A 23,734-nucleotide genomic window follows, 5' to 3' on the forward strand; every position below is an offset into this window, starting at 1 on the left:
CGCCGCCGAGAGCCGCCATAAGCGGGAATGCCCTCGTCGTCCCCCGGCGTTGTGAGGGGAGCGCGACCGCACGTTTCCCTTATGCCGCACGGATCCGAGGAGACACATGTCCGAGACGAGGACCACCGCCGACTTCTGGTTCGACCCGCTGTGCCCGTGGGCGTGGATGACGTCCCGCTGGATGTTGGAGGTGCAGAAGGTCCGCCCGGTGGACGTGCGCTGGCACGTGATGAGCCTCGCCGTCCTCAACGAGAACAAGCTGGACGAGGTCCCGGAGGAGTACCGGGAGGCGCTGGCGACCACGGCGTGGCACCCCGTCCGCGTGGCCGTCGCCGCCGAGCAGCTGCACGGCCCGGAGGTGCTGGGCCGGCTGTACACGGCGATGGGCACGCGCTTCCACAACGAGGGCCAGGGCCCGACCCGCGAGGCGATCGCCGCGGCGCTCGCGGACGCCGGGCTGCCGGCGGAGCTGCTGGAGTACGCCGAGAAGGACACGTACGACGCGGAGCTGCGCGCCTCCCACAAGGAGGGCATCGACCGGGTCGGCCAGGACGTCGGCACGCCGGTGATCTCCGTGCCGGGCCCCGACGGCACGGAGGTCGCGTTCTTCGGCCCGGTCGTCACCCCGGCGCCCAAGGGCGAGGCCGCGGCCCGCCTGTGGGACGGGACGCTGCTGGTCGCGTCGACGCCCGGCTTCTACGAGATCAAGCGCACGCGCACGTCGGGCCCGGTCTTCGACTGAGCGCGCACGCCGGAACGGCCCCCGCGAGTCCTGTCCTCGCGAGGGCCGTTCCTCTTTTCCGCCCGCCGCGTGAAGGGTGAGAAGACGATCACGGGCAGGGGGCCGGGGGGCGGGGCCCCGCCGCCGTCAGGGCGCGATCAGCGGCACGCGGTCCTTGGCCTCGGCGTAGCGCTTCGCCACGTCCTGCCAGTTCACGACCTGCCACATCGCCTCGATGAAGTCGACCTTCTGGTTCTTGTACTGGAGGTAGAAGGCGTGCTCCCAGGCGTCGAACACGAGGATCGGCACGGAGCCCTGGCCGACGTTGCCCTGGTGGTCGTAGACCTGCTCCACGATGAGGCGGCCGCTCACCGGCTCGTACGCCAGGACGCCCCAGCCGGAGCCCTGCGTGGTGGCGGCGGCCTTCGAGAGCTGCGACTTGAACCGCGCGAACGAGCCGAACGACTCGGCGATCGCGTCCGCGAGCTCGCCCGTGCCGTCCTTCTCCAGCGGCTCGCCGCCACCGTCGCCGGTCATGTTGTGCCAGTAGATGGAGTGCAGGATGTGGCCCGAGAGGTGGAAGGCCAGGTTCTTCTGCAGGCCGTTCAGGGCGGCCCACTGGTCCTTGTCGCGGGCCTCCTCCAACTGCTCCAGGGTGTCGTTCGCGCCTTTGACGTACGCGGCGTGGTGCTTGTCGTGGTGGAGCTCGATGATCTCCGGGCTGATGACGGGCGCCAGCGCCGCGTAGTCGTAGGGAAGTTCCGGAAGGGTGTACATCGCCATGCCGAGCCTCCGACTGCTTATTGCAACCTGTGTGCAAGTGCACGCTAGCAGCAGTAGGGTCCGGAGTTGATCAGCCCTTCGCCCTAGGTCCGGGAAGTGGCCGGAAAACGGGGGAGGCCCCGGCGCGCCGTCGCGCCGGGGCCTCCCCAGGGGATTGCGGGTGGATCAGTCGTCGCCCTTCGCGGCGGCGGCCGCGGGCTTCTCGGCGGGCTCCTCGGCGGTCGCGGGCGCCCCGGCGGCCGGTGCCCCGGCGGGGACGGCCTCCCGGTCGGCGGTCAGCCGCTGGTGGACGTAGCCCAGCACGGCCAGGACCAGGACGAGGCCGCCCGTGTAGTAGAGCTGCTCGCGCGTGCCCTCGTCGCGGGCCATCAGGACGAACACCACGGCGATGCCGGCGAGCGCCGCCCACGTGAGGTACGGGAAGGCCCACATCCGCACGACCAGCTTCTCCGGCGCCTCCTGCTCCATGCGGCGGCGCAGGATCAGCTGGGAGACGGCGATGAAGAACCAGACGACCAGGATGATCGCGCCGATCATGTTGAGCAGCCACATGAACAGGTCGTCCGGCCGCCAGTAGCTCAGCAGCACGCACACGAAGCCGAAGACCGACGAGGTCAGCACCGCGACGCGCGGCACACCGCCGGAGATCTTGCCGAGCACCTTCGGGCCCTGGCCGCGCGCCACCAGCGAGCAGGCCATGCGGGAGGCGCCGTAGATGTTGGCGTTCATCGCGGACAGCAGCGCCACCAGCACGACGACGTTCATGATCTCGCCGGCGGCCGGCAGGCCCAGGTGCCTCAGCGTGGCGACGTACGAGCCCTCGGCGAGCGACTCACTGTTCCACGGGATCAGCGTGACGATGACCACCATGGAGCCGATGTAGAAGACCGCGATGCGCCACATCGCCGTACGGACGGCCTTGGCGACGCCCTCCACCGGGCGCTCGGACTCGGCGGCGGCGATGGTGACGGTCTCCAGGCCGCCGTACGCGAAGACGGAGGCGAGGAGGCCGACGATCAGTCCGTCGGTGCCGTTCGGCAGGAAGCCGCCCTGGCCGGTCAGGTTCGACATGCCGGGGGAGTCGACGTCGGGCAGCAGGCCCAGGATGGCCAGCAGGCCGATGACCAGGAACAGCGTGATGGCGCCGATCTTCAGCGCGGCGAACCAGAACTCGAACTCGCCGAAGTTCTTCACGGCGGCCAGGTTCGTCACGCTGAACACCAGCATGAACAGGGCGACCACCGACCACTCGGGCACGTCCACCCAGCCCGTCACGATCTTGGCGGCGCCGATCGCCTCCAGACCCACGGCCACGCACAGCAGGAACCAGAAGGCCCAGCCCGCCGTGAAGCCCGCCCACGGGCCGATGGCCCGCTCGGAGTGGACCGAGAAGGAGCCGGAGGCCGGATTGGCCGCCGACATCTCGCCCAGCATGCGCATGATCAGCATGACGAGCAGGCCGGAGATCGTGTAGGCGACGACGATCGACGGACCGGCGGCCGCGATGGCGGAGCCCGAACCGACGAAGAGGCCGGCGCCGATCACACCACCGAGGGCGATCATCGACAGGTGGCGTTGCTTGAGTCCGTGCGAGAGCGGCGCGTCGGTGGTCGGCGTCGCAGGTGCGTCGACGTCGGCCGAGCCGGAGGACGCGGGCGCGGGGGTCCGAGACATGGGAGTGCCCTGTTCCGTAGCGGGGGAGAGGCAGAAGGTGCGCCCAAGTTTTGATGCGCGCACCGGGCGCAGGGAACACGTTTCCGCTATACGGACACAGCGCTCACACAAAGTGAAGGCGCAACCACGAATTCCTTACAAGCGGAACGTGATCACCGGTTGTCCGGAAGCAGCCGTTACGTCCGCTTCGCCCGCCACTCCCGGACCAGCGCCACCGCCACCACGAGGGCCGTCGCGCCGGTCGACCAGAGCACCTGGGGGCGGGTCGAACCCTCCCGTAGCATCAGCACCCACACCCCCGTCATCGCAGCCAGCGCCGCCCACGTCAGCCAGGGGAACGCCCACATCCGCACCGCCGGCCCCTCCGGCGCCTCCCGCTCGATCCGCCGCCGCAGCCGCAGTTGCGACACGGCGATCAGGGCCCAGACGAAGAGCAGGACCGCGCCCACGGAGTTGAGCAGGTAGAGGAAAACGGAATCCGGCCACAGGAGGTTCAGCAACACCGACACGAAACCGAACGCCACCGACGCCAACACCGCCCGCCGCGGCACCCCGCCCGCCGACACCACCAGCAGCCCGCGCGGCGCCTGACCGCGTTCCGCGAGCGAGAACACCATCCGGGAGGCCCCGTACAGATTGGCGTTCAGCGCGGACAGCAGCGCCACGAACACGACCACGTCCATCAGCGCGCCCGCCGCCGGCACCCCGATCGCGTCGAGCACCGCCACGTACGGGCTGAGCCCCGGCCGCATCGCCGTCCACGGCAGCAGCGTCACCACGACCAGCATCGAGCCCACGTAGAAGACGAGGATCCGCCACACGGCGGTGCGCACCGCGCGCGCCACGTTCCGGGCCGGGTCGTCCGACTCGGCGGCGGCGATCGTCACCACCTCCAGGCCGCCGAACGCGAACACGACGGCCAGCACCCCCGACACGACGCCGGCCCAGCCGTTCGGCAGGAAGCCGCCCCGCCCGGTCAGGTTCTCCAGCCCCACCGGCTCGCGCCCCGGCAGCCACCCCGCGACGGCCGCCACGCCCAGCAGCAGGAACAGCACGATCGCCCCGACCTTCAGCGAGGCGAACCAGAACTCCGACTCCCCGAAGTTCTTCACGGCGGCCAGGTTGGCGGCCGTGAACACCAGCATGAAGACCAGCACCCAGCCCCACTGCGGCACGGCCGGCAGCCAGCCGCTCGCGATCCGCGCCGCGCCCGCCGCCTCCACCGCCAGCACCACCACCAGCAGGAACCAGTACAGCCATCCCACGGAGAAGCCGGCCCAGCGGCCCAGCGCCCGTTCGGCGTGCACCGAGAACGCGCCCGACGCGGGCATCGCCGCCGCCATCTCCCCGAGCATCCGCATGATCAGCATGGCGAGCGCGCCCGCGATCAGGTACGACAGCACGATCCCCGGCCCGGCCACCGCGATCCCCGCCCCGGAACCCACGAACAGCCCCGCCCCGATCACCCCGCCCAGGCCGAGCATCGTCAGGTGGCGCCGCTTCAGCACGTGCGCCAGGGGTTCTGCGGGGGCGGTCCGGGGGGCGGGCATGGTGCCGGGCACACTCTCTTCAGGCGTTTGGTGAGACCCCACTGTCTCCCCGGAGATCGCGGCGCCACGCAAAAGGGGCGGTTCAACCGGCCGCCCTAGTGACACGTATCACGTCCCCGGAGGGTTCGCGGACGACCTTTGTGTGAAGTCCACCAACGCCGGGAGCGGGGCTTTGTCGTTCGCTGACGGTGGTCGCCCGCTCGCCCCTGGGCTACGGTCGGGGCCTGTCCCTGGCCCACCGCCCGCGAAGCCCCGCGGAGTACCGGAGTTCCGATGAGCACTGCCGCCGTCCCCGCCCGTACCGGAGCGGTCCTCGCCGACCTGCTCCCCTCCAGCCGCGCCCGCACGAGCGACCTCGTGCTCGTCGCCGGCGGTGCCCTCCTCACGGGCCTCGCCGCCCAGATCGCCGTCCCCGTGCCGGGCTCGCCGGTCCCGGTCTCCGGGCAGACGTTCGCCGCGCTCCTCGTCGGCACCGCGCTCGGCGCCCGCCGCGGCTTCCTCGCCCTCGGCCTGTACGCCCTCGCCGGCATGGTCGGCGTCCCGTGGTTCGCCCAGGGCACGGCCGGGTACGCCATGCCGACGCTCGGCTACGTCCTCGGCATGCTCCTCGCCGCCACCGCGGTGGGCGCCCTCGCCCGACGCGGCGCCGACCGCTCGGTGGCGCGCATGGCGGGCACGATGGCGGTCGGGTCCCTGATCGTCTACGCGGTCGGCGTGCCGTACCTCGCCCTCGCCACCGGCATGTCCCTGTCCCAGGCGGTGGCCGCCGGCATGGTGCCGTTCCTCGTCGGCGACGCGCTGAAGGCCGCGCTCGCCATGGGCCTGGTGCCCACCGCCTGGAAGCTCCTCGGCGACCGCGACCGCGACCGGAGCCGGGACCGCGGCTGAGGCGCCGAGGCCGCGGCGCAGGCACGCGCCGCCGGAACGACGAGGGGCCCTCCGTCTCACAGGACGGAGGGCCCCTCGTCGTTTCCGCGCGCCTCAGGACTTCGCGGCCGCCCGGTGCCTGCGGTCCAGCACCACGCCCACGGCCACGACGATCGCCGCCACCAGCACCGACAGCAGCACCACCTGGCGGTTGGCCTCGTCGAAGACCATGTAGACCAGCACGAACAGGATCATCGCGGCGGTCGCCCAGGTCAGGTACGGGAACAGCCACATCTTCACGGTGACCTTCTCCGGGGCCTCCCGCATGAGGATGCCGCGCATCCGAAGCTGCGTGAAGCAGATCACCAGCCAGACGAACAGCGCCACGGCGCCCGACGAGTTCAGCAGGAACGTGAAGACGGTGTCCTTGAAAGCGTAGTTGAAGTACACCGCGGCGAAGCCGAAGACCACCGACGCCCAGATCGCCACGGCCGGCACGCCCTTGGCGTTGACCCGCGCGAAGGACTTCGGCGCGTCACCGCGCTCGCCCAGCGAGAACGCCATGCGCGAGGCCGTGTACAGCCCGGAGTTCAGGCACGACAGCACCGCCGTCAGCACGATCACGTTCATGATCTGCCCGGTGTGGGGGATGCCGATGGAGTCGAGCGCGGCGACGTACGAGCCCTTCTCGACGATCGAGGCGTCGTTCCACGGCAGCAGCGTCAGCACGACGAAGATCGAGCCCAGGTAGAACACGCCGATGCGCCAGATCACGCTGTTGGTGGCCTTGGTGACCGCCCGGCGCGGGTCCTCCGACTCGCCGGCCGCGAGGGTGACGATCTCGCTGCCCATGAACGAGAAGACCACCATCAGCACACCGGTGAGCACGGCCCCGGCGCCCTTGGGGAAGAAACCGCCCGTGTCCGTCAGGTGGGCCAGGCCCGCCCCCGGGTTGTCGGAGCCCGGCAGCAGCCCGAAGACCGCCAGCAGGCCGATGACGACGAACGCGCCGATCGCGACGACCTTGATCCCGGCGAACCAGAACTCGAACTCGCCGTACGAGGAGACCGACGCGAGGTTCGTCGCGGTCAGCACCACCATCACGATCAGGGCCCAGGCCCACTGCGGCACGGCCGGGACCCAGCCCTCCAGGATCACCGCGCCCGCCGTCGCCTCGACGGCCAGGACGACCACCCAGAAGAACCAGTACAGCCAGCCGATGGAGAAGCCCGCCCAGCGGCCGAGGGCCCGGTCCGCGTAGGCCGAGAAGGAGCCGGAGTCCGGGCTGGCGGCGGCCATCTCGCCCAGCATCCGCATCACGAACACGACCATCGCGCCCACCAGGGCGTACGACACGAGGATGGCGGGCCCGGCCGCGGCGATGCCGCCGGACGAACCGACGAAGAGGCCGGCGCCGATCACGCCGCCGATGGCGATCATGGAGAGGTGGCGGTTCTTGAGCCCCGCCTTGAGACCGTGGGAGGACTGCGAAAGTCCGGGTTCTCCGGCCTTTCCGCCTTCCTTCACCAGGTTGGTCTGGGTGGTCATGGACACTTCCTCAGCTTTCTCGGGTGCTCGGGTCGCGAGCCCGAGCATTCAACCCCGCGGATGTCCGCACCCGGAAGGCCCGAACCCGGATCGTTGTACGCGTCACTCCGGCCCACCCCGGCGGCCGTCGCCGGGCACCCCCCGTGTCACACTCGGAGCCATGCGCGTGTACCTCGGCTCGGACCATGCCGGCTACGAACTCAAGAACCACCTCGTCGAGTGGCTGAAGGCCCACGGCCACGAGCCCGTCGACTGCGGACCCCACGTCTACGACGCCCAGGACGACTACCCGCCGTTCTGCCTGCGCGCCGCGGAGCGGACGGCCGCCGACCCCGACGCCCTCGGCATCGTCATCGGCGGCTCCGGCAACGGCGAGCAGATCGCCGCGAACAAGGTGAAGGGCGTCCGTGCCGCCCTCGCCTGGAGCGAGCAGACCGCCGCCCTGGGCCGCGAGCACAACAACGCCAACGTCGTCGCCGTCGGTGCCCGGATGCACTCCGTCGAGGACGCCACCAAGTTCGTCGAGGTCTTCCTCGCCACCCCGTACTCCGGCGACGAGCGCCACACGCGCCGCATCGAGATGCTCGCCGCGTACGAGACGACCGGCGAGCTCCCCCCGATCCCGGCCCACCACCCGCAGCAGGACTGACACGATGCCCGAAGGGCATACGATCCACCGGCTGGCCGCCGACTACCGGGAGCGGTTCGGCGGCCGCGCCGTGCGGGTGACCAGCCCGCAGGGCAAGTTCTCCGACGCCGCCGCGCTCCTCGACGGCACCGTGCTGGAGACCACCGAGGCCCACGGCAAGCACCTGTTCCTCGGCTTCGGCGCGGAGGAGTGGGTGCACATCCACCTCGGCCTGTTCGGCAAGGTCACCTTCGGCGGCGCGCCCGTCCCGCCGCCCACCGACACGGTCCGCCTGCGGCTCGCCCACGCCGACGCCCACGTCGACCTGCGCGGCCCCACCGCCTGCGCGCTCCTCACCGGCCCCGAGAAGCAGGCGATACACGACCGGCTCGGCCCCGACCCGCTGCGCGACGGAGACGACCCGGACCGCGCCTGGCGCCGCGTCTCCCGCTCCCGTACGACGATCGCCGCGCTCCTCATGGACCAGAAGGTCATCGCCGGGGTCGGCAACGTCTACCGCGCCGAGGTCCTCTTCCGGCACGGCATCGACCCGTACCGCGCGGGAAGGGACGTCACGGAGGCGGAGTGGGCGGCGATCTGGCAGGATCTCGTCGCGCTCATGCGCGAGGGCGTCCGCACCAACCGCATCGACACCGTGCGCCCCGAGCACACCCCCGAGGCGATGGGCCGCCCGCCGCGCGTCGACGACCACGGCGGAGAGGTGTACGTGTACCGCAGGGCCCACCTGCCCTGCCACATCTGTGGCGGCGAGATCCGCACCGCCGATCTCGCCGCCCGCAACCTCTTCTGGTGCCCCGGCTGCCAGCGGCGCTGACCTGCTGCCGGCGGCGCTGACCCGAGCCGCCGGCGCCGGGGCCGGGTACGGCGCCGAGACGGGCCCGGCGGCTCAGAAGCCGTGCGGCAGCCAGGGCGCGACGGCGGAGCCGAACGCGAGCGACGCCTCGGCCAGCGCGCCCTCCCGCAGCTCCCGCACCCGGCCCGCCTGTGCCAGCGACACGAGCGAGAACCCGCCCAGGTACGCCGTGCCCAGCTCCCGCACGGACAGCGCCAGGTCCGCCGCCTCGTCCGTGCGGACGCACCGCGCGCCCCGGCCGTCCCCGGTCAGCCGCCAGCGCCCCGCGTTCCAGGGGCAGAAGTCGTCCGCCACCTCCAGGACCACGTCCACCGGCGCCTGGTACGTCCGCGCCTCCAGCGCCGCGCCCACGTCCACCAGCCGGACGAACATCCCGTCCTGCAGCGTGATCCCGCACCGCCGGACGTCCGACACGAGGTGCTGCCAGGCATCGTCCACCGGACGGCTGCCGACGGAAACGGTCGAAGTCAGATCAATCTCGAACAAATAGCGCCACAGGGCGGCGTACGACAGCGGGTCGAGCGCCCCCAAGTGCTCCATCACCACCGTGCCGTCGGCCCCCGCCGCGTTCCACTCGGGCCGCACCCGGTACAGCACGTACCCCGTGACCCCGCCGTCCCGCTCCGCCAGCACGCACTGCAACGGCGACGCGCCGCCCCGATCCGACGGCGGGTCCAGCAGCGGCAGCCGCTCCCACCCCGGACGGCGCTCCGTCATCCCCGGCCGCAGCGGCACCGACCGCGCGTACACCGCCTCGCACGCCGCCGCCGCGTCCTCGGGCCGCGCGAGCCGCAGCCGTACGCCGTCCGTCCCCTCCGGAACGGACAGCCGCACCCGGGCCGTGTCGATGTCGGCCCGCATCCGCCGCGTCGCCAGGCCGTAGCCGAACCGGCCGTAGATGTCGGGCTCCGACGCCGTCAGCACCGCCAGCGGCTCGCCCCAGGCACGCACGTCGTCCAGTTGCCGCCGCATCATCGAGGTGAGGACACCGCGCCTGCGGTGTGTCGGCGCCACGCTCACCATCGTCACCCCGGCCGCGGGCACCACCGCCCCGCCCGGCACCGACAGCCGGAACGAGAACGCCCCCGCCGTCCCCACGCACTGCTCCCCGTCCCAGACGCCCAGCGAGCGCTCGTGCTCGGTCAGCGCCTCCCACAGGGCGCGCGCCTCCGGCGCCTCGGCCACACCCCCGAACGCACGCTCCAACTGCTCGTACCACACGTTCCACTGGGCAGGGGCCAGGACCCTCGGCTCGATCGTCATAGGCCATCCGTACCAGCCCGTCCCCCCGGCGGGCGACCCGATTTCGAACGCAATGTCGCGGGGGTCCCCCTGCACGCCGCCCTCCCGGATGGATAGGGTCCAGGCCAATGGCCCGCAGCGCACCACGAACGGACACGTACGCGGCCCGGTACCGCAAGGCGGCCCACCGGGCCCGCGTCGCGCTGCGCAAGTCCGCCGTCGACTACTTCCGCGGCGACGGCTCCGACTGGATCGCCCTGGCGGGCCTCTTCCTCACCATCCCGGCGATCATGCTCGCCACGATCGCCACCCCCGTGTGGTGCGCCCCCGAGGCCCTCGTCCTGCCGATCGTCGCCGGCGGGCTGCTGCTGCGCCCCGCCAGCCTCCTCGGCCTGTACGCCGCCTCCGCCGCCGCGCTGATCGTCGAGTCGGCCGCCCTGGGCCCGTACACCGAGGGCGCCGCCCGGGTCACCCCCGGCACCGTCCTCGTCGTCGCCGCGTGCGGCCTGTTCGGACTGCTCATCGCCCAGTTCCGGGCCCGCGTCGGGGTGCCCTGGCGGCGCGGCGGCACCATGCTGTTCGACCTGCGCGAACGCATCCGCACCCAGAGCGCCCTGCCCCCGCTGCCCAAGGGCTGGCACCGCGAGATGGCGCTGCGCCCGGCCGGCGGCCAGTCCTTCTCCGGCGACTTCGTCGTCGCCGCCCGCACCCACGGCGGCCGCACCCTCGAAGCCGTCCTCACCGACGTGTCCGGCAAGGGCATGGACGCCGGCTCCCGCGCCCTGCTGCTGTCCGGCGCCTTCGGCGGGCTGCTCGGCTCCCTCCCGCCGCACGGCTTCCTCCCCGCCGCCAACGGCTACCTCCTGCGGCAGGACTGGGACGAGGGCTTCGCCACCTCCATCCACCTGGTCCTCGACCTGGAGTCCGGCGACTACGAGCTGCTGTCCGCCGGCCACCTGCCGGCCCTCCAGCTCCACGCGGGCAGCGGACGCTGGGAGGAGAAGGCCGCCGACGGGCCGCTGCTCGGCGTCTACGACGGCGCCGAGTTCCACCCGGTCAAGGGCACCCTGCGCCCCGGCGACGTGCTGATGCTGTTCACCGACGGCCTCGTCGAGGCCGCCGACCGCGACATCGCCGAGGGCATCGACCGGCTCACCGGCGAGGCCGACCGCTACGTCACCGCGGGCTTCCGCGGCGCGGCCTGGCACCTCATCGAGGCGTGCGCCAAGGACGTCAACGACGACCGCGCGCTGCTCCTGATCTCCCGCGAGGCCTGAGCCGGCGCGTACAGTCGCCCCGTGCCGAACCTCTCCCTGCCGCAGGTCGAAGCGATCGCCCGCCGTGCCCACGCCGGGCAGACGGACAAGGCGGGGCGGCCCTACGCCGAGCACCTCCAGGCCGTCGCCGAGGGGGTGCGGGCGCGGGGCGGCAGCGACGGGCAGATCGCCGCGGCGTGGCTGCACGACGCCGTCGAGGACGGCGTCCTGTCGCCTGGCTGGCTCGCCGGCGCCGCGCTGCCGCAGGAGGTCAAGGACATCGTCCTGGCGCTCACCCGGCGCCCCGGCGAGGACCTCGCCGACTACACCGCCCGCGTCCTCGCCGTGCCCGGCGCCCGCCTCGTCAAGGAGGCCGACCTGGCGCACAACGCCGACCCGGACCGGCTCGCCGCCCTCGACGAGCCGACCCGGGCCCGGCTGACCGCCAAGTACGCGCGCGTACGGCGGCTGCTCGGCCTCACCTCCGACTGACCGCCCCGGCGGCCACCGCCCCGTCCACCCCGCCCGGGGCGCCGGCGCCCGGCGCGTCCGGCACGGGCTCCTCCGTCCGGCGGAACGCCCACTCCAGGCGCGGCTCCGTCACCCACCGCAGCGCGCGCCGCACCGGCGGGGTGCACATCAGCGTCACCGCCCCGGCCGCCGCCGCCGTCAGCCCGACCCGCCCCGCGGGCGTGGCCAGCACCTCGTACGCGTCGACGAGCTCCCAGTACTGGAGCGCCTTCGTCGCGAACCCGTGCAGGAGGTACCCGCAGAGGCTGCCCGCGCCCAGCACGGTGAACCAGGTCCGCCGCGACGGCACCCACGCCAGGAACGCCGCCGTCAGCACCAGCGCGACGGCGCCCAGCGCGACCGTCGCCAGCGGCCCCGCCCACCACGCGTACCCGAGCTCCTGGGCGCTGGTGTTGCGGTAGAACCAGCCCATCCGCAGGTGCGGCGCCACCGCGTACGCCCCGGCCAGCGCGGCCACCGCGACCGGCACGGCCGCCACCCGCACGGCCCGCCGCCGCAGCAGCCGGAAGTGCTCCTCGCGCAGCGACAGGCCCAGCACGAAGAACGGCAGGAACTGCAGGACCCGCTGGAGGTCCAGGTCGGCCGCGATGCGCGGGGTCAGCGACGCCAGTGCCGCGACGGCCACGGCGACGGGCAGGGGGTGGCGCAGGGCGCGCCACAGCGGGGCGGACAGCCGCCACATGAACAGCGCCAGGAGGAACCAGGTCAGGTAGAAGGGGTCGGTGAGCGAGAACGCCTGTTGCGGCGCGTCCTGCGCCCACCGCCGGTACAGCGTGTACGCCACCTCGAACACGAGGTACGGGACGAGGACCCCGCCCACCAGCCGTCTCAGTTGGTCGGGCCGTCCGGCGAAGCTCCGCGAGAAGTACCCGGAGATGATCACGAACGCCGGCATGTGGAAGGCGTACACGACCATGTACAGCGCGCGGGTCGCACGGCTGCCCTCCATGACCGGCTCCCACACGTGGCCCACCGCGACGAGCACGATCGCCAGGTATTTCGCGTTGTCGAAGAAAGGATTCCGCTGACTCTGCTTTTCCCGGAGTGGCTGGAACATCCAAGGGACCCTAACCCCGCCCGGCGCCGTTCCGGCAACCCGACGCTCCCCATCACGGCATGGCACACGGTGCCCGGAATGCCATGACAAATCCCCCACAAAAGCCGCACATCACCCTGTTGGCCGTCACGCCGCGCACACCGGTCGGGACACCGGACGCGGGCCCGGACCCCTCCTGTGGCTTTCCTGTGGCGGACACGCGGGCGCCCTGGGGGAATCGTCGCGCATTCCGTCGCGGAATTCCCGCAGGGCCGTACGCCGACCGTGTCCGCCCCGCCCCGCGGGCCCCCGCGTCCGTCCACGATCCGTCACGGGGCAGCACGGGAGGGGTCGTTGATGGCACGATGGACGCGTGCGGGGGTCGCCGGGCCGTGTGCCCCCGGCCGTCCTGACGGACCGACCGAGGGGATCAGTCGTGGCCATTTCGCTGTCCGTGGTGCTGTTGCTGGCGATCGTCCTGGTGGTGATGATCCGCGGCGGCTCGATCAAGGCGGGTCCCGCCGTCGTCGCCGCCCTGTTCGGCTTCTTCCTCGCGTCCTCCGGACTCGGGCCGACCATCTCCAAGATCCTCAACGAGATAGCCGCGTCCATCGGCAGGATCAACTTCTAGCCGGGCCCGGCCGCGCCCTCCCGGCCGCCTCCGGCCGGCCCGGAGGCGATTTCGGCGCGCCCGGAGACGACTCCGGCCCGGCCGGGTGATCGCTCACCCGGCCGGGCCGGATATCCGTACAGAGCGGGCGACGGGAATCGAACCCGCGTAGCTAGTTTGGAAGACTAGGGCTCTACCATTGAGCTACGCCCGCAAGCGGCACACCGCACGTCACCGGGGGGCGACGGCCGCGCCACGTAGAGCATCGTAGCGGGTTCCCGCGCCGGGTCGCACACCCCTTTAAAGTGCCGACGCAGCGCCCGCGGCCATGTACCCTACGTGTCGCACCGACGGGGTGTGGCGCAGCTTGGTAGCGCGTCCGCTTTGGGAGCGGAAGGCCGTGGGTTCAAATCCCGCCACCCCGACCACGACAGACCCTCACACGCGTGCCGGACGCAACCAAGATCACGTTGTGGGGCCCGTACTCCTTGCGGTTACTATGCAAACTGCGTGCCCGTGTGTCTCTCTGACCGGGCCGATCCGCTGGGCCGCCGCAGTCAGCGCCCCAGCTGAAACCCAGAATCAGCCACCAAGGAGACCGAACCGTGAAGAGCGCCGTGGAGACCCTGAACCCGACTCGGGTTCGGCTCACTGTCGAGGTGCCCTTCGAGGAGCTCAAGGCCAGCCTCGACGCGGCGTACAAGAAGATCAACCAGCAGGTCACGGTCAAGGGCTTCCGCAAGGGCAAGATCCCGGCCCGGGTCATCGACCAGCGGTTCGGCCGCGGTGCGGTGCTGGAGGAGGCCGTCAACGACGCCCTCCCGAAGCTCTACACCGAGGCGGTCAACGAGGCCGAGGTCAACCCCCTCGGCCAGCCCGAGGTCGACATCACCGAGCTGAAGGACGGCGAGCTGCTGGCCTTCACCGCCGAGGTCGACATCCGCCCGGCGATCGAGATCCCGGACTTCTCCGGCATCGAGGTCACCGTCGACGCCGTCGAGGTCACCGACGAGGACGTCGAGAAGTCCGTGGAGCAGCTGCGCGAGCGCTTCGCCTCGACCTCCCCGGTCGAGCGCGCCGCCGCCGAGGGCGACGTCGTGACGATCGACCTGGAGGCCAAGGTCGACGGCGAGGTCCTCCCGGACGGCGTCGCCACCGGCGTGCAGTACACGATCGGCTCCGGTGAGCTGCTGGAGGGCATCGACGAGGCCGTGACCGGCCTGGAGGCCGGTGGCGAGGCCACCTTCACCTCCACGCTGAAGGGCGGCTCCGCCGAGGGCAAGGAGGCCGAGGTCACCGTCAAGGTCACCCAGGTCGCCGCCCGCGAGCTCCCCGAGCTGGACGACGAGTTCGCCCAGATGGCGAGCGAGTTCGACACGCTCGACGAGCTGAAGGCCGACAGCCGCAAGCGCCTCGAGAACATGAAGCAGTACGACCAGGCCACCCAGGCCCAGGAGCGCGTCCTGGACGAGCTGCTGAAGCTGGTCGAGGTCCCGATCCCCGAGAAGCTCCTCGAGGACGAGATCAACACCCGCAAGCACAACCTGGAGCACCACCAGCTCGGCCAGATGGGCCTCACGCTGGAGAAGTACCTGGAGCTCCAGGGCAAGACGGTCGAGGAGTTCGACGCCGAGACCAAGGAGCAGGCGGTCAAGGGCATCAAGACCCAGTTCATCCTGGACGAGCTCGTCTCCAAGGAGAAGCTCAACGTCAACCAGGACGAGCTGACCGAGCACCTGATGCGCCGCGCCGCGTCCTCCGGCATGAGCCCGGACCAGTTCGCCCAGGCCGTCGTCGAGGGCAACCAGGTCCCGATGCTCGTCGGCGAGGTCGCCCGCGGCAAGGCCCTGGCGCTCGTCGTCGAGTCCGCCAAGGTCGTCGACACCAACGGCGAGCCGGTCGTCATGGACGACGACGAGGACGAGACGGCCGAGGCGGCCGAGTCCTCCGAGGCGAAGGCCGAGGAGCGGACCGAGGCCTGAGCGGCCTCGCCCTGAGCTCCGCGGCGGGCCCCGGACGCACTGCGCGACCGGGGCCCGCCGCCGTTCTCAAGGAACCTTGCGCTCCCAGCGAACAGTTCGGGAACCGGGATGGCGCCCGCCCACCTGCGCGTTAGGGTCCATGAATACGAGGGCAGGGGAGTACCCGCCCCCAGGTACGAGAGACGCTGAGACGGCCGCAGCCGTCAGAGACGAGCAGGTGGATACGTGACGAATCTGATGCCTTACGCCGCGGGTGAGCCGTCCATCGGTGGTGGCCTCGGCGACCATGTGTACAACCGGCTGCTCGGCGAGCGGATCATCTTCCTCGGCCAGCAGGTCGACGACGACATCGCGAACAAGATCACCGCGCAGATGCTGCTCCTCGCCGCCGACCCGGACAAGGACATCTACCTGTACATCAACAGCCCCGGCGGCTCGGTGACGGCCGGCATGGCGATCTACGACACCATGCAGTACATCCCGAACGACGTGGTCACGATCGGCATGGGCATGGCCGCCTCCATGGGCCAGTTCCTGCTGACCGGCGGTACCGCGGGCAAGCGCTTCGCCCTGCCCAACACCGACATCCTGATGCACCAGGGCTCCGCCGGCATCGGCGGCACGGCCTCGGACATCAAGATCCAGGCCGAGTACCTCCTCCGCACCAAGCGGCGCATGGCCGAGATCACGGCGCGCCACTCGGGCCAGTCCGTGGAGACGATCATCCGCGACGGCGACCGCGACCGCTGGTTCACCGCGGACGAGGCCAAGGAGTACGGCCTGATCGACGAGATCATCTCCGCCGCCTCGGGCGTTCCGGGCGGTGGCGGCACCGGCGCCTGAGCCCTCCCGCCGCACCGACGGCCCCCGCCCCCAGCAGCCCGCCGAACGCCATCAGGATGGTGAACACCCCATGAGCAACTTCTCCGCGAGCGGCCTCTACACCGGCCCGCAGGTGGACAGCCGTTACGTCGTCCCCCGCTTCGTCGAGCGCACCTCCCAGGGCGTGCGCGAGTACGACCCGTACGCGAAGCTCTTCGAAGAGCGCGTGATCTTCCTCGGCGTCCAGATCGACGACGCCTCCGCCAACGACGTCATGGCGCAGCTCCTGTGCCTGGAGTCGATGGACCCGGACCGCGACATCTCGGTCTACATCAACAGCCCCGGTGGCTCCTTCACCGCGCTGACGGCGATCTACGACACGATGCAGTTCGTGAAGCCGGACATCCAGACCGTCTGCATGGGCCAGGCGGCCTCCGCCGCGGCGGTCCTCCTCGCCGCCGGCACGCCCGGCAAGCGCATGGCCCTGCCCAACGCGCGCGTGCTGATCCACCAGCCGTCCGGCGGCACCGGCCGCGAGCAGCTCTCCGACCTGGAGATCGCGGCCAACGAGATCCTCCGGATGCGCACCCAGCTGGAGGAGATGCTCGCCAAGCACTCCACGCAGCCGATCGAGAAGATCCGCGACGACATCGAGCGCGACAAGATCCTCACGGCCGAGGACGCCCTGGCGTACGGCCTGATCGACCAGATCGTGTCGACCCGCAAGAGCACGGCGGCCGCGGCGGCCTGACGCTCGACCTTCCCTTGGCACGGCACGCCGCGGACGCCCGACGACGTGAACCGTGCCAAGGGGGGCCCGAACGGGGGGCCCGGCAAGGTACCGTCGGATATGAGGCACCAGGAGTCGGCTGCGAACAAGCCGCTCCCAGGCGAAGGGGAAGCACCTCGTGGCACGCATCGGTGATGGCGGCGACCTGCTCAAGTGCTCGTTCTGCGGAAAGAGCCAGAAGCAGGTGAAGAAGCTCATCGCAGGCCCCGGTGTGTACATCTGCGACGAGTGCATCGACCTCTGCAACGAGATCATCGAAGAGGAACTCGCCGAGACGAGCGAGGTGCGGTGGGAGGAACTCCCCAAGCCGCGCGAGATCTACGAATTCCTGGAGGGCTACGTCGTCGGCCAGGAGCCGGCGAAGAAGGCCCTCTCGGTCGCGGTGTACAACCACTACAAGCGCGTCCAGGCCGGTGAGAACGGCGGCGCGCAGGGCCGGGACGACGCGATCGAGCTCGCCAAGTCCAACATCCTGCTGCTGGGGCCGACCGGCTCCGGCAAGACGCTGCTCGCCCAGACGCTGGCGCGCATGCTGAACGTCCCCTTCGCCATCGCCGACGCGACGGCGCTCACGGAGGCCGGGTACGTCGGCGAGGACGTCGAGAACATCCTGCTGAAGCTCATCCAGGCGGCCGACTACGACGTCAAGAAGGCCGAGACGGGCATCATCTACATCGACGAGATCGACAAGGTGGCCCGCAAGAGCGAGAACCCGTCCATCACGCGCGACGTGTCGGGCGAGGGCGTCCAGCAGGCCCTGCTGAAGATCCTGGAGGGCACGACGGCCTCCGTCCCGCCGCAGGGCGGCCGCAAGCACCCGCACCAGGAGTTCATCCAGATCGACACGACGAACGTGCTGTTCATCGTGGGCGGTGCCTTCGCCGGCCTGGAGAAGATCATCGAGGCGCGGGCCGGCGCGAAGGGCATCGGCTTCGGCGCGACGATCCGCTCCAAGCGGGAGATCGAGGCGAGCGACCAGTTCCAGGAGGTCATGCCGGAGGACCTGGTGAAGTTCGGGATGATCCCCGAGTTCATCGGCCGCCTCCCCGTGATCACCTCCGTCCACAACCTGGACCGCGAGGCCCTGCTGAAGATCCTCGTCGAGCCGCGCAACGCCCTGGTGAAGCAGTACCAGCGCCTCTTCGAACTCGACGGCGTCGAGCTGGACTTCGACCGCCCCGCCCTGGAGGCCATCGCCGACCAGGCCATCCTCCGCGGCACGGGCGCCCGCGGCCTGCGCGCCATCATGGAGGAGGTCCTCATGTCGGTGATGTACGAGGTGCCGTCCCGCAAGGACGTCGCCCGCGTCGTCATCACCGAGGACGTCGTCCACAACAACGTCAACCCGACCCTGGTCCCCCGGGTCGTCAAGGACCAGGGCCGCCACGAGAAGAGCGCGTAGCATCCCCGTACGACGAAGGGCGCCCGCCCGGTTCCACGGAACCCGGCGGGCGCCCTTCGCGTCGCGCGGGGCTCACGCCTTGACGCGGACCTCCTTGCGGAGGTCGGCGGCGATCTGCGCCGCCGCGTCCTTGCCGAGGCCCCTGGTCGCCTCGTTGGCGAAGACCACGGCGAACGTGCTGTGGTCCGACCACGCGCAGAACCAGTTGGTCTGCCGCTGCTTCGTCACGAGGTTCTCGCCCTCGATGGACTGGCACTTCATGACGCCGTTGAAGCCGTCCGGGCTCATCTCCTCCGGGGACCCGACCAGCTTCGCCTTGCTGTCGGTGTCCTTCTTCGCCTCCTCGTGCACCCCGGCGAAGTACGCGTCCAGGGTCTTCTCCGGGTCCGCGATCTTGCCGTACACGCCGGTGAAGCTGACCGACTTCGCCGTCATCAGCTCCGGCGACGCCGACGGGTTCGTCAGGTCGATCTTCTTCGGGTCGAGCGTCGAGTACGTCCCCGTCACGGACGTGCCGTCCTGCACGCCCGCCTTCCCCAGGTCGCCCGCCAGCGAGTCGTTGGTGGCGCCCTCCTTGTTGGTCCGCTTGTACTCGCCGCCGAGCACCGTCTCGGGCGTCGCCAGCTTGTGCGGCCCGTCGTCCTCCAGGCCGCCGCCGAACCCCCCGCCGAAGAGGAACCACGCGCCCACGCCCAGCGCCACGGCACCCGCCGCCACACCGATGACCAGGCCCGTCTTCTTCTTCGGGGCCTGCGGCGGGACCGGCGCGCCCGGGTGGCCCGGACCGCCGTACGGGGGCTGCTGCGGGGGCTGGCCGTACGCGCCGGGCTGCGGCGGCTGGCCGTACGGACCCGGCGCCTGCTGCGGGTAGCCGTACCCCGGCTGGGGCGGCGGCGCCTGCTGCGGGTAGCCGTAACCGGGTTGCGGCGCCTGCGGCGGCTGGCCGTACGGACCCGGCTGGCCGTAGGGGCCCGGCTGGCCGTACGGCCCGGGCTGCTGGGGCTGCCCGCCGTACGGACCCGGCTGGTTGTAGCTCATTGAGGGGTTCCCCCATCCAGATGTTTACGCGTCGCTCACATCTTGGCCGAAGGGACGCCCCCCGAGGGGCCCGGGGCCCGGACCGTCACGGAACATTCCCGTTTCAGTACGCGGCTGTGACACCTCTAAACTGGGCCCGTGACCGAGAACACTCAGCAGCAGCCAGCATCCGTCCCCGAACTGCCGACCCAGTACGCGCCGGCCGAGGTAGAGGGGAAGCTGTACGAGAGCTGGGTGGAGCGCGGTTACTTCACGGCCGACGCGGCGAGCGGCAAGCCCGCCTACACCATCGTCATCCCGCCGCCGAACGTCACCGGCAGCCTCCACCTGGGCCACGCCTTCCAGCACACCCTCATGGACGCCCTCACGCGCCGCAAGCGCATGCAGGGCTACGAGGCGCTGTGGCTGCCCGGCATGGACCACGCCGGCATCGCCACCCAGAACAAGGTCGAGCAGCAGCTCGCCGAGGAGGGCAGGTCCCGCCACGACCTGGGCCGCGAGGAGTTCGTCCAGCGGGTCTGGCAGTGGAAGGAGGAGTACGGCGGCAAGATCCTCGGCCAGATGCGCCGCCTGGGCGACGGCGTCGACTGGAGCCGTGAGCGCTTCACCATGGACGAGGGCCTGTCCCGTGCCGTCCAGACCATCTTCAAGAAGCTCTACGACGACGAGCTGATCTACCGCGCCGAGCGCATCATCAACTGGTGCCCGCGCTGCCTCACGGCCATCTCCGACATCGAGGTGGAGTACCAGGAGGACGACGGCGAGCTCGTCTCCATCCGCTACGGCGAGGGCGAGGACAGCCTCGTCGTCGCCACCACCCGCGCCGAGACGATGCTCGGCGACACGGCCGTCGCCGTCCACCCCGACGACGAGCGGTACAAGCACCTGGTCGGCAAGCGCATCAAGCTGCCGCTGACGGACCGTACGATCCCCGTCGTCGCCGACACGCACGTCGACCCGGAGTTCGGCACCGGCGCCGTCAAGGTGACCCCGGCCCACGACCCGAACGACTTCGCCATCGGCCAGCGCCACGGCCTGGAGTCGCTCACCGTCATGGACGAGCGCGGCGTCATCACGGTCCACGGCCCGTTCGAGGGACTCGACCGCTTCGAGGCGCGCTCCACCATCGTCGGCGCACTGCGCGAGCAGGGCCGGATCGTCGCGGAGAAGCGCCCGTACGTCCACTCCGTCGGTCACTGCTCCCGCTGCAGCACCACCATCGAGCCCCGCCTCTCCCTCCAGTGGTGGGTCAAGGTCGGGCCGCTCGCGAGGGCGGCCGGCGACGCCGTCCGCGACGGCCGGGTCGCGATCCACCCCGAGGACATGTCGAAGCGCTACTTCGACTGGGTGGACAACATGCACGACTGGTGCATCTCGCGCCAGTTGTGGTGGGGCCACCGCATCCCCGTCTGGTACGGCCCGAACGGCGAGGTCGTCTGCGTCGGACCGGACGAGGAGCCGCCGACCGGCGAGGGTTGGACGCAGGACACCGACGTCCTCGACACGTGGTTCTCCTCCGGCCTGTGGCCGTTCTCCACGCTCGGCTGGCCCGAGCGGACGCCGGACCTGGAGAAGTTCTACCCGACCGACGTCCTCCTGACGGGCCACGACATCATCTTCTTCTGGGTCGCCCGGATGATGATGTTCGGCCTGTACGCGATGGACGGCGAGGTGCCGTTCAAGACGATCGCCCTCACCGGCCTCGTCCGCGACGAGCGCGGCAAGAAGATGTCGAAGTCCTTCGGCAACGTCGTCGACCCGCTCGACTGGATGGACCGGTACGGCTCCGACGCGGTCCGCTTCACCCTCGCCAAGGGCGCCAACCCCGGTACGGACGTGCCGATCGGCGAGGACTGGGTCCAGGCGTCCCGGAACTTCGCCAACAAGATCTGGAACGCCACCCGCTTCGCGCTGATGAACGGCGCGACGGTGGAGGGCCCGCTGCCCGAGCCGTCAAAGATGTCCGCCACGGACCGGTGGATCCTCTCCCGCCTCAACAAGACGGTCGCCGAAGTCGACGCGTACTACGAGGACTTCCAGTTCGCCAAGCTCAGCGAGGCCCTCTACCACTTCGCGTGGGACGAGGTCTTCGACTGGTACGTCGAGCTGTCGAAGACGACGTTCTTCGGGGGCGGCGAGCAGGCGAAGGTCTCCGCGCGTGTCCTCGGCGAGGTCCTCGACGTGATGCTGCGCCTGCTGCACCCGATCGTCCCGTTCGTCACCGACACCCTGTGGACCACCCTGACGGGCGGCGAGTCCCTCGTCGTCGCCGACTGGCCCGCGGACAGCGGCTTCCGCGACGACGCGGCCGAGCGGGAGATCGAGCTCGTCCAGCGCGTCGTCACCGAGGTCCGCCGCTTCCGCTCCGACCAGGGCCTCCAGCCCGGTCAGAAGGTCCCGGCCCGCCTGGACCTGGACGGCACGGCGCTGGCCCCGCACGAGGCGGCCATCCGCCAGTTGCTGCGCCTCCAGCCGGAGGGCGAGGGCTTCCACGCCACCGCGTCCCTCCCGGTCGCCGGCGCCACGGTCGCGCTCGACCTGTCGGGCACGATCGACGTCGAGGCGGAGCGCAAGCGCCTGACGAAGGACCTCGCCGCGGCCGAGAAGGAGAAGGCCCAGGCGGAGGGCAAGCTCGGCAACGAGGCCTTCCTCGCCAAGGCGCCCGACCAGGTCGTCGAGAAGATCCGCACGCGGCTCGCCAAGGCGAACGAGGACATCGCCCGCATCGAGGCCCAGCTGGCGGGCCTCCCGCAGGGCTGACCCCTCCCACGGCGGGGCCCCGGGACCGGTTCGGTTCCGGGGCCCCGCCGTGCGCGCGGGTCGGGCCGGACCGTGTCGGCGGCCCTCCGTAGACTGGACGGCGTGAGTGAGCAGCCCTCGTCCAGCGACCACCCGGACAGCGAAGACTTCGACGGCATCGTCGAGGCGGAGACCACCCGAGACCCCGACCTGGCGGTGATCGAGGCCGGCAGCCGCACCCTGCGCACCCAGGCCGGACCGCCGCAGGGCGACCCCGTACCGGCGCGCCCCGCCGACCCGGAGGTCGACAGGGCGCTGCGGGAGGTCGAGCAGGAGCTCTCCACCCGCTGGGGCGAGACCAAGCTGGAGCCGTCCGTCCAGCGGATCGCCGCGCTCATGGACGTCCTGGGGGAGCCCCAGCGCGCGTACCCCTCCCTCCACATCACGGGGACCAACGGCAAGACCTCCACGGCCCGCATGATCGAGGCGCTGCTCGGCGCGTTCGACCTGCGCACCGGCCGGTACACGTCGCCGCACGTCCAGTCGATCACCGAGCGGATCAGCCTGGACGGCGCCCCCATCAGCGCCGAGCGGTTCGTCGAGACGTACCGGGACATCAAGCCGTACGTCGAGATGGTCGACGGCGCCCAGGAGTACCGGCTGTCGTTCTTCGAGGTCCTCACCGGCATGGCGTACGCCGCGTTCGCCGACGCCCCGGTCGACGTGGCCGTCGTCGAGGTCGGCATGGGCGGCACCTGGGACGCGACGAACGTGATCGACGGCTCCGTCGCCGTCGTCACGCCGATCTCCCTCGACCACACCGACCGGCTCGGCGACACGCCCGCGCAGATCGCCGGCGAGAAGGCCGGGATCATCAAGCAGGGCGCCACGGTCATCCTGTCGCAGCAGCCGGTGGACGCGGCGCAGGTGCTGCTGAAGAAGGCCGTCGAGACGGACGCCACCGTCGCGCGCGAGGGCCTGGAGTTCGGCGTCGTCTCCCGCGAGGTCGCCGTCGGCGGCCAGCTGCTGACCCTGCGCGGCCTCGGCGGCGAGTACGAGGGCGTCTTCCTCCCCCTGTACGGCGCGCACCAGGCGCACAACGCCGCGGTGGCGCTCGCCGCGGTCGAGGCGTTCTTCGGGGTCGGCGCGCAGCACGCCCGCCCCCTGGACCTCGACACGGTCCGCCGGGCCTTCGCGTCCGTGGCGTCGCCGGGCCGCCTGGAGGTCGTCCGGCGCAGCCCGACCGTCGTCCTGGACGCCGCGCACAACCCGGCGGGCGCGCAGGCGGCGGCGGACGGCGTCCGGGAGGCGTTCGGCTTCTCGCGGCTGATCGGCGTGGTCGGCGCGAGCGGCGACAAGGACGTGCGGGGGCTCCTCGAAGCGTTCGAGCCGATCTTCGCGGAGGTCGTCGTCACGGCGAACTCCACGCCCCGGGCGATGGACCCCGATGCGCTCGCGGCGATCGCGGTGGAGGTCTTCGGCGAGGAGCGGGTGGTCGTCGAGCCGCGCCTCGACGACGCGCTGGAGGCGGCCATCACGCTCGCCGAGGAAGAGGGCGAGTTCGGGGGCGCCGGTGTGCTGGTGACGGGTTCGGTGATCACGGTCGGGGAAGCCCGGCTGCTCCTGCGGAAGGGCTGACAC

Annotated in this window: 20 protein-coding genes and 2 tRNA genes; 14 read left to right on the top strand and 8 right to left on the bottom strand. The window is 71.3% G+C overall.

Annotation, left to right across the window (positions count from 1 at the left end):
- The first annotated feature begins 106 nt into the window (after positions 1-106).
- Positions 107-742 carry a mycothiol-dependent nitroreductase Rv2466c family protein gene (locus tag AC07D6_RS01030; RefSeq protein WP_315878008.1) on the top strand — a complete coding sequence of 212 codons (636 nt, stop codon included), beginning with the start codon at positions 107-109 and terminating at the stop codon, positions 740-742.
- Between the two features lie 126 nt (positions 743-868).
- On the opposite strand, the gene AC07D6_RS01035 is transcribed toward AC07D6_RS01030, so the two are convergent.
- The 3 genes from AC07D6_RS01035 to AC07D6_RS01045 all read right to left on the bottom strand — a co-directional run bounded on the left by AC07D6_RS01035 (position 869) and on the right by AC07D6_RS01045 (position 4,728).
- On the bottom strand, positions 869-1,504 hold the full coding sequence (locus AC07D6_RS01035) for a superoxide dismutase (RefSeq protein ID WP_315878009.1): 636 nt from the start codon (positions 1,502-1,504) through the stop codon (positions 869-871).
- A 165-nt stretch (positions 1,505-1,669) separates the two neighbouring features.
- Entirely contained in the window at positions 1,670-3,178 is a 1,509-nt protein-coding gene (locus AC07D6_RS01040; protein ID WP_479041003.1) for an amino acid permease, read from the bottom strand.
- 176 nt (positions 3,179-3,354) lie between these two features.
- Entirely contained in the window at positions 3,355-4,728 is a 1,374-nt protein-coding gene (locus tag AC07D6_RS01045; protein ID WP_479041005.1) for an amino acid permease, read from the bottom strand.
- Positions 4,729-5,001: 273 nt separating this feature from the next.
- Between AC07D6_RS01045 and AC07D6_RS01050 the strand changes: the two genes are divergently transcribed.
- On the top strand, positions 5,002-5,616 hold the full coding sequence (locus AC07D6_RS01050) for a biotin transporter BioY (RefSeq protein ID WP_479041007.1): 615 nt from the start codon (positions 5,002-5,004) through the stop codon (positions 5,614-5,616).
- A 93-nt stretch (positions 5,617-5,709) separates the two neighbouring features.
- On the opposite strand, the gene AC07D6_RS01055 is transcribed toward AC07D6_RS01050, so the two are convergent.
- Positions 5,710-7,143 carry an amino acid permease gene (locus tag AC07D6_RS01055; protein WP_315878013.1) on the bottom strand — a complete coding sequence of 478 codons (1,434 nt, stop codon included), beginning with the start codon at positions 7,141-7,143 and terminating at the stop codon, positions 5,710-5,712.
- A gap of 160 nt (positions 7,144-7,303) precedes the next feature.
- Between AC07D6_RS01055 and AC07D6_RS01060 the strand changes: the two genes are divergently transcribed.
- Together AC07D6_RS01060 and AC07D6_RS01065 are read left to right on the top strand one after the other, a co-directional pair.
- Complete coding sequence (locus AC07D6_RS01060) at positions 7,304-7,792, top strand: ribose-5-phosphate isomerase (protein ID WP_315878014.1); 489 nt, start codon at positions 7,304-7,306, stop codon at positions 7,790-7,792.
- Positions 7,793-7,796: 4 nt separating this feature from the next.
- Positions 7,797-8,606, top strand: a complete 810-nt coding sequence (locus tag AC07D6_RS01065; RefSeq protein ID WP_315878015.1) for an Fpg/Nei family DNA glycosylase — start codon at positions 7,797-7,799, stop codon at positions 8,604-8,606.
- 72 nt (positions 8,607-8,678) lie between these two features.
- Here AC07D6_RS01065 and AC07D6_RS01070 read toward each other — a convergent pair whose 3' ends face one another.
- Complete coding sequence (locus AC07D6_RS01070) at positions 8,679-9,908, bottom strand: GNAT family N-acetyltransferase (protein ID WP_479041010.1); 1,230 nt, start codon at positions 9,906-9,908, stop codon at positions 8,679-8,681.
- Between the two features lie 107 nt (positions 9,909-10,015).
- On the opposite strand from AC07D6_RS01070, the gene AC07D6_RS01075 reads away from it, so the two are divergent.
- Entirely contained in the window at positions 10,016-11,164 is a 1,149-nt protein-coding gene (locus tag AC07D6_RS01075) for a PP2C family protein-serine/threonine phosphatase (protein WP_315878017.1), read from the top strand.
- Positions 11,165-11,185: 21 nt separating this feature from the next.
- The gene (locus AC07D6_RS01080) at positions 11,186-11,635 is read left to right on the top strand and encodes an HD domain-containing protein (RefSeq protein ID WP_315878018.1); all 450 of its coding nucleotides are present in this window, start codon (positions 11,186-11,188) and stop codon (positions 11,633-11,635) included.
- On the opposite strand, the gene AC07D6_RS01085 is transcribed toward AC07D6_RS01080, so the two are convergent.
- Positions 11,622-12,731, bottom strand: coding sequence for an acyltransferase family protein (locus tag AC07D6_RS01085; protein WP_479041012.1), 1,110 nt, complete (start codon positions 12,729-12,731; stop codon positions 11,622-11,624). The genes AC07D6_RS01080 and AC07D6_RS01085 overlap by 14 nt on opposite strands.
- A 415-nt stretch (positions 12,732-13,146) precedes the next feature.
- Between AC07D6_RS01085 and AC07D6_RS01090 the strand changes: the two genes are divergently transcribed.
- Positions 13,147-13,341 (top strand): hypothetical protein, encoded by a 195-nt coding sequence (locus AC07D6_RS01090; protein WP_315878020.1) that lies wholly within the window; start codon positions 13,147-13,149, stop codon positions 13,339-13,341.
- Between the two features lie 122 nt (positions 13,342-13,463).
- On the opposite strand, the gene AC07D6_RS01095 is transcribed toward AC07D6_RS01090, so the two are convergent.
- A tRNA-Gly gene (locus AC07D6_RS01095) sits at positions 13,464-13,534 on the bottom strand.
- Positions 13,535-13,671: 137 nt separating this feature from the next.
- On the opposite strand from AC07D6_RS01095, the gene AC07D6_RS01100 reads away from it, so the two are divergent.
- From AC07D6_RS01100 to clpX, 5 genes are all read left to right on the top strand, one after another.
- Positions 13,672-13,748 (top strand) — tRNA-Pro (locus AC07D6_RS01100).
- Positions 13,749-13,925: 177 nt separating this feature from the next.
- Positions 13,926-15,302, top strand: a complete 1,377-nt coding sequence (gene tig, locus AC07D6_RS01105; protein WP_479041015.1) for a trigger factor — start codon at positions 13,926-13,928, stop codon at positions 15,300-15,302.
- 237 nt (positions 15,303-15,539) lie between these two features.
- A complete protein-coding gene (locus tag AC07D6_RS01110; RefSeq protein ID WP_315878121.1) occupies positions 15,540-16,145 on the top strand; it encodes an ATP-dependent Clp protease proteolytic subunit in 606 nt (201 codons plus the stop codon).
- Positions 16,146-16,215: 70 nt separating this feature from the next.
- On the top strand, positions 16,216-16,875 hold the full coding sequence (locus tag AC07D6_RS01115) for an ATP-dependent Clp protease proteolytic subunit (RefSeq protein WP_010470196.1): 660 nt from the start codon (positions 16,216-16,218) through the stop codon (positions 16,873-16,875).
- Positions 16,876-17,032: 157 nt separating this feature from the next.
- Positions 17,033-18,316, top strand: coding sequence for an ATP-dependent Clp protease ATP-binding subunit ClpX (clpX, locus tag AC07D6_RS01120; protein ID WP_315878022.1), 1,284 nt, complete (start codon positions 17,033-17,035; stop codon positions 18,314-18,316).
- 72 nt (positions 18,317-18,388) lie between these two features.
- Here clpX and AC07D6_RS01125 read toward each other — a convergent pair whose 3' ends face one another.
- Positions 18,389-19,354 (bottom strand): hypothetical protein, encoded by a 966-nt coding sequence (locus AC07D6_RS01125; protein WP_479041018.1) that lies wholly within the window; start codon positions 19,352-19,354, stop codon positions 18,389-18,391.
- A gap of 138 nt (positions 19,355-19,492) precedes the next feature.
- Between AC07D6_RS01125 and AC07D6_RS01130 the strand changes: the two genes are divergently transcribed.
- The gene (locus AC07D6_RS01130) at positions 19,493-22,114 is read left to right on the top strand and encodes a valine--tRNA ligase (RefSeq protein WP_479041020.1); all 2,622 of its coding nucleotides are present in this window, start codon (positions 19,493-19,495) and stop codon (positions 22,112-22,114) included.
- A gap of 102 nt (positions 22,115-22,216) precedes the next feature.
- Entirely contained in the window at positions 22,217-23,731 is a 1,515-nt protein-coding gene (folC, locus tag AC07D6_RS01135; RefSeq protein WP_315878025.1) for a bifunctional tetrahydrofolate synthase/dihydrofolate synthase, read from the top strand.
- Positions 23,732-23,734: the final 3 nt, after the last annotated feature.

Source organism: Streptomyces sp. NPDC045287 (assembly GCF_056432325.1).

Coding starts and splice junctions, on each gene's coding strand:
- AC07D6_RS01030 (WP_315878008.1), top strand. CDS start 107: ATGTCCGAGACGAGGACCACCGCCGACTTCTGGTTCGACCCGCTGTGC.
- AC07D6_RS01035 (WP_315878009.1), bottom strand. CDS start 1,504: ATGGCGATGTACACCCTTCCGGAACTTCCCTACGACTACGCGGCGCTG.
- AC07D6_RS01040 (WP_479041003.1), bottom strand. CDS start 3,178: ATGTCTCGGACCCCCGCGCCCGCGTCCTCCGGCTCGGCCGACGTCGAC.
- AC07D6_RS01045 (WP_479041005.1), bottom strand. CDS start 4,728: ATGCCCGCCCCCCGGACCGCCCCCGCAGAACCCCTGGCGCACGTGCTG.
- AC07D6_RS01050 (WP_479041007.1), top strand. CDS start 5,002: ATGAGCACTGCCGCCGTCCCCGCCCGTACCGGAGCGGTCCTCGCCGAC.
- AC07D6_RS01055 (WP_315878013.1), bottom strand. CDS start 7,143: ATGACCACCCAGACCAACCTGGTGAAGGAAGGCGGAAAGGCCGGAGAA.
- AC07D6_RS01060 (WP_315878014.1), top strand. CDS start 7,304: ATGCGCGTGTACCTCGGCTCGGACCATGCCGGCTACGAACTCAAGAAC.
- AC07D6_RS01065 (WP_315878015.1), top strand. CDS start 7,797: ATGCCCGAAGGGCATACGATCCACCGGCTGGCCGCCGACTACCGGGAG.
- AC07D6_RS01070 (WP_479041010.1), bottom strand. CDS start 9,908: ATGACGATCGAGCCGAGGGTCCTGGCCCCTGCCCAGTGGAACGTGTGG.
- AC07D6_RS01075 (WP_315878017.1), top strand. CDS start 10,016: ATGGCCCGCAGCGCACCACGAACGGACACGTACGCGGCCCGGTACCGC.
- AC07D6_RS01085 (WP_479041012.1), bottom strand. CDS start 12,731: ATGTTCCAGCCACTCCGGGAAAAGCAGAGTCAGCGGAATCCTTTCTTC.
- AC07D6_RS01110 (WP_315878121.1), top strand. CDS start 15,540: ATGCCTTACGCCGCGGGTGAGCCGTCCATCGGTGGTGGCCTCGGCGAC.
- AC07D6_RS01115 (WP_010470196.1), top strand. CDS start 16,216: ATGAGCAACTTCTCCGCGAGCGGCCTCTACACCGGCCCGCAGGTGGAC.
- AC07D6_RS01125 (WP_479041018.1), bottom strand. CDS start 19,354: ATGAGCTACAACCAGCCGGGTCCGTACGGCGGGCAGCCCCAGCAGCCC.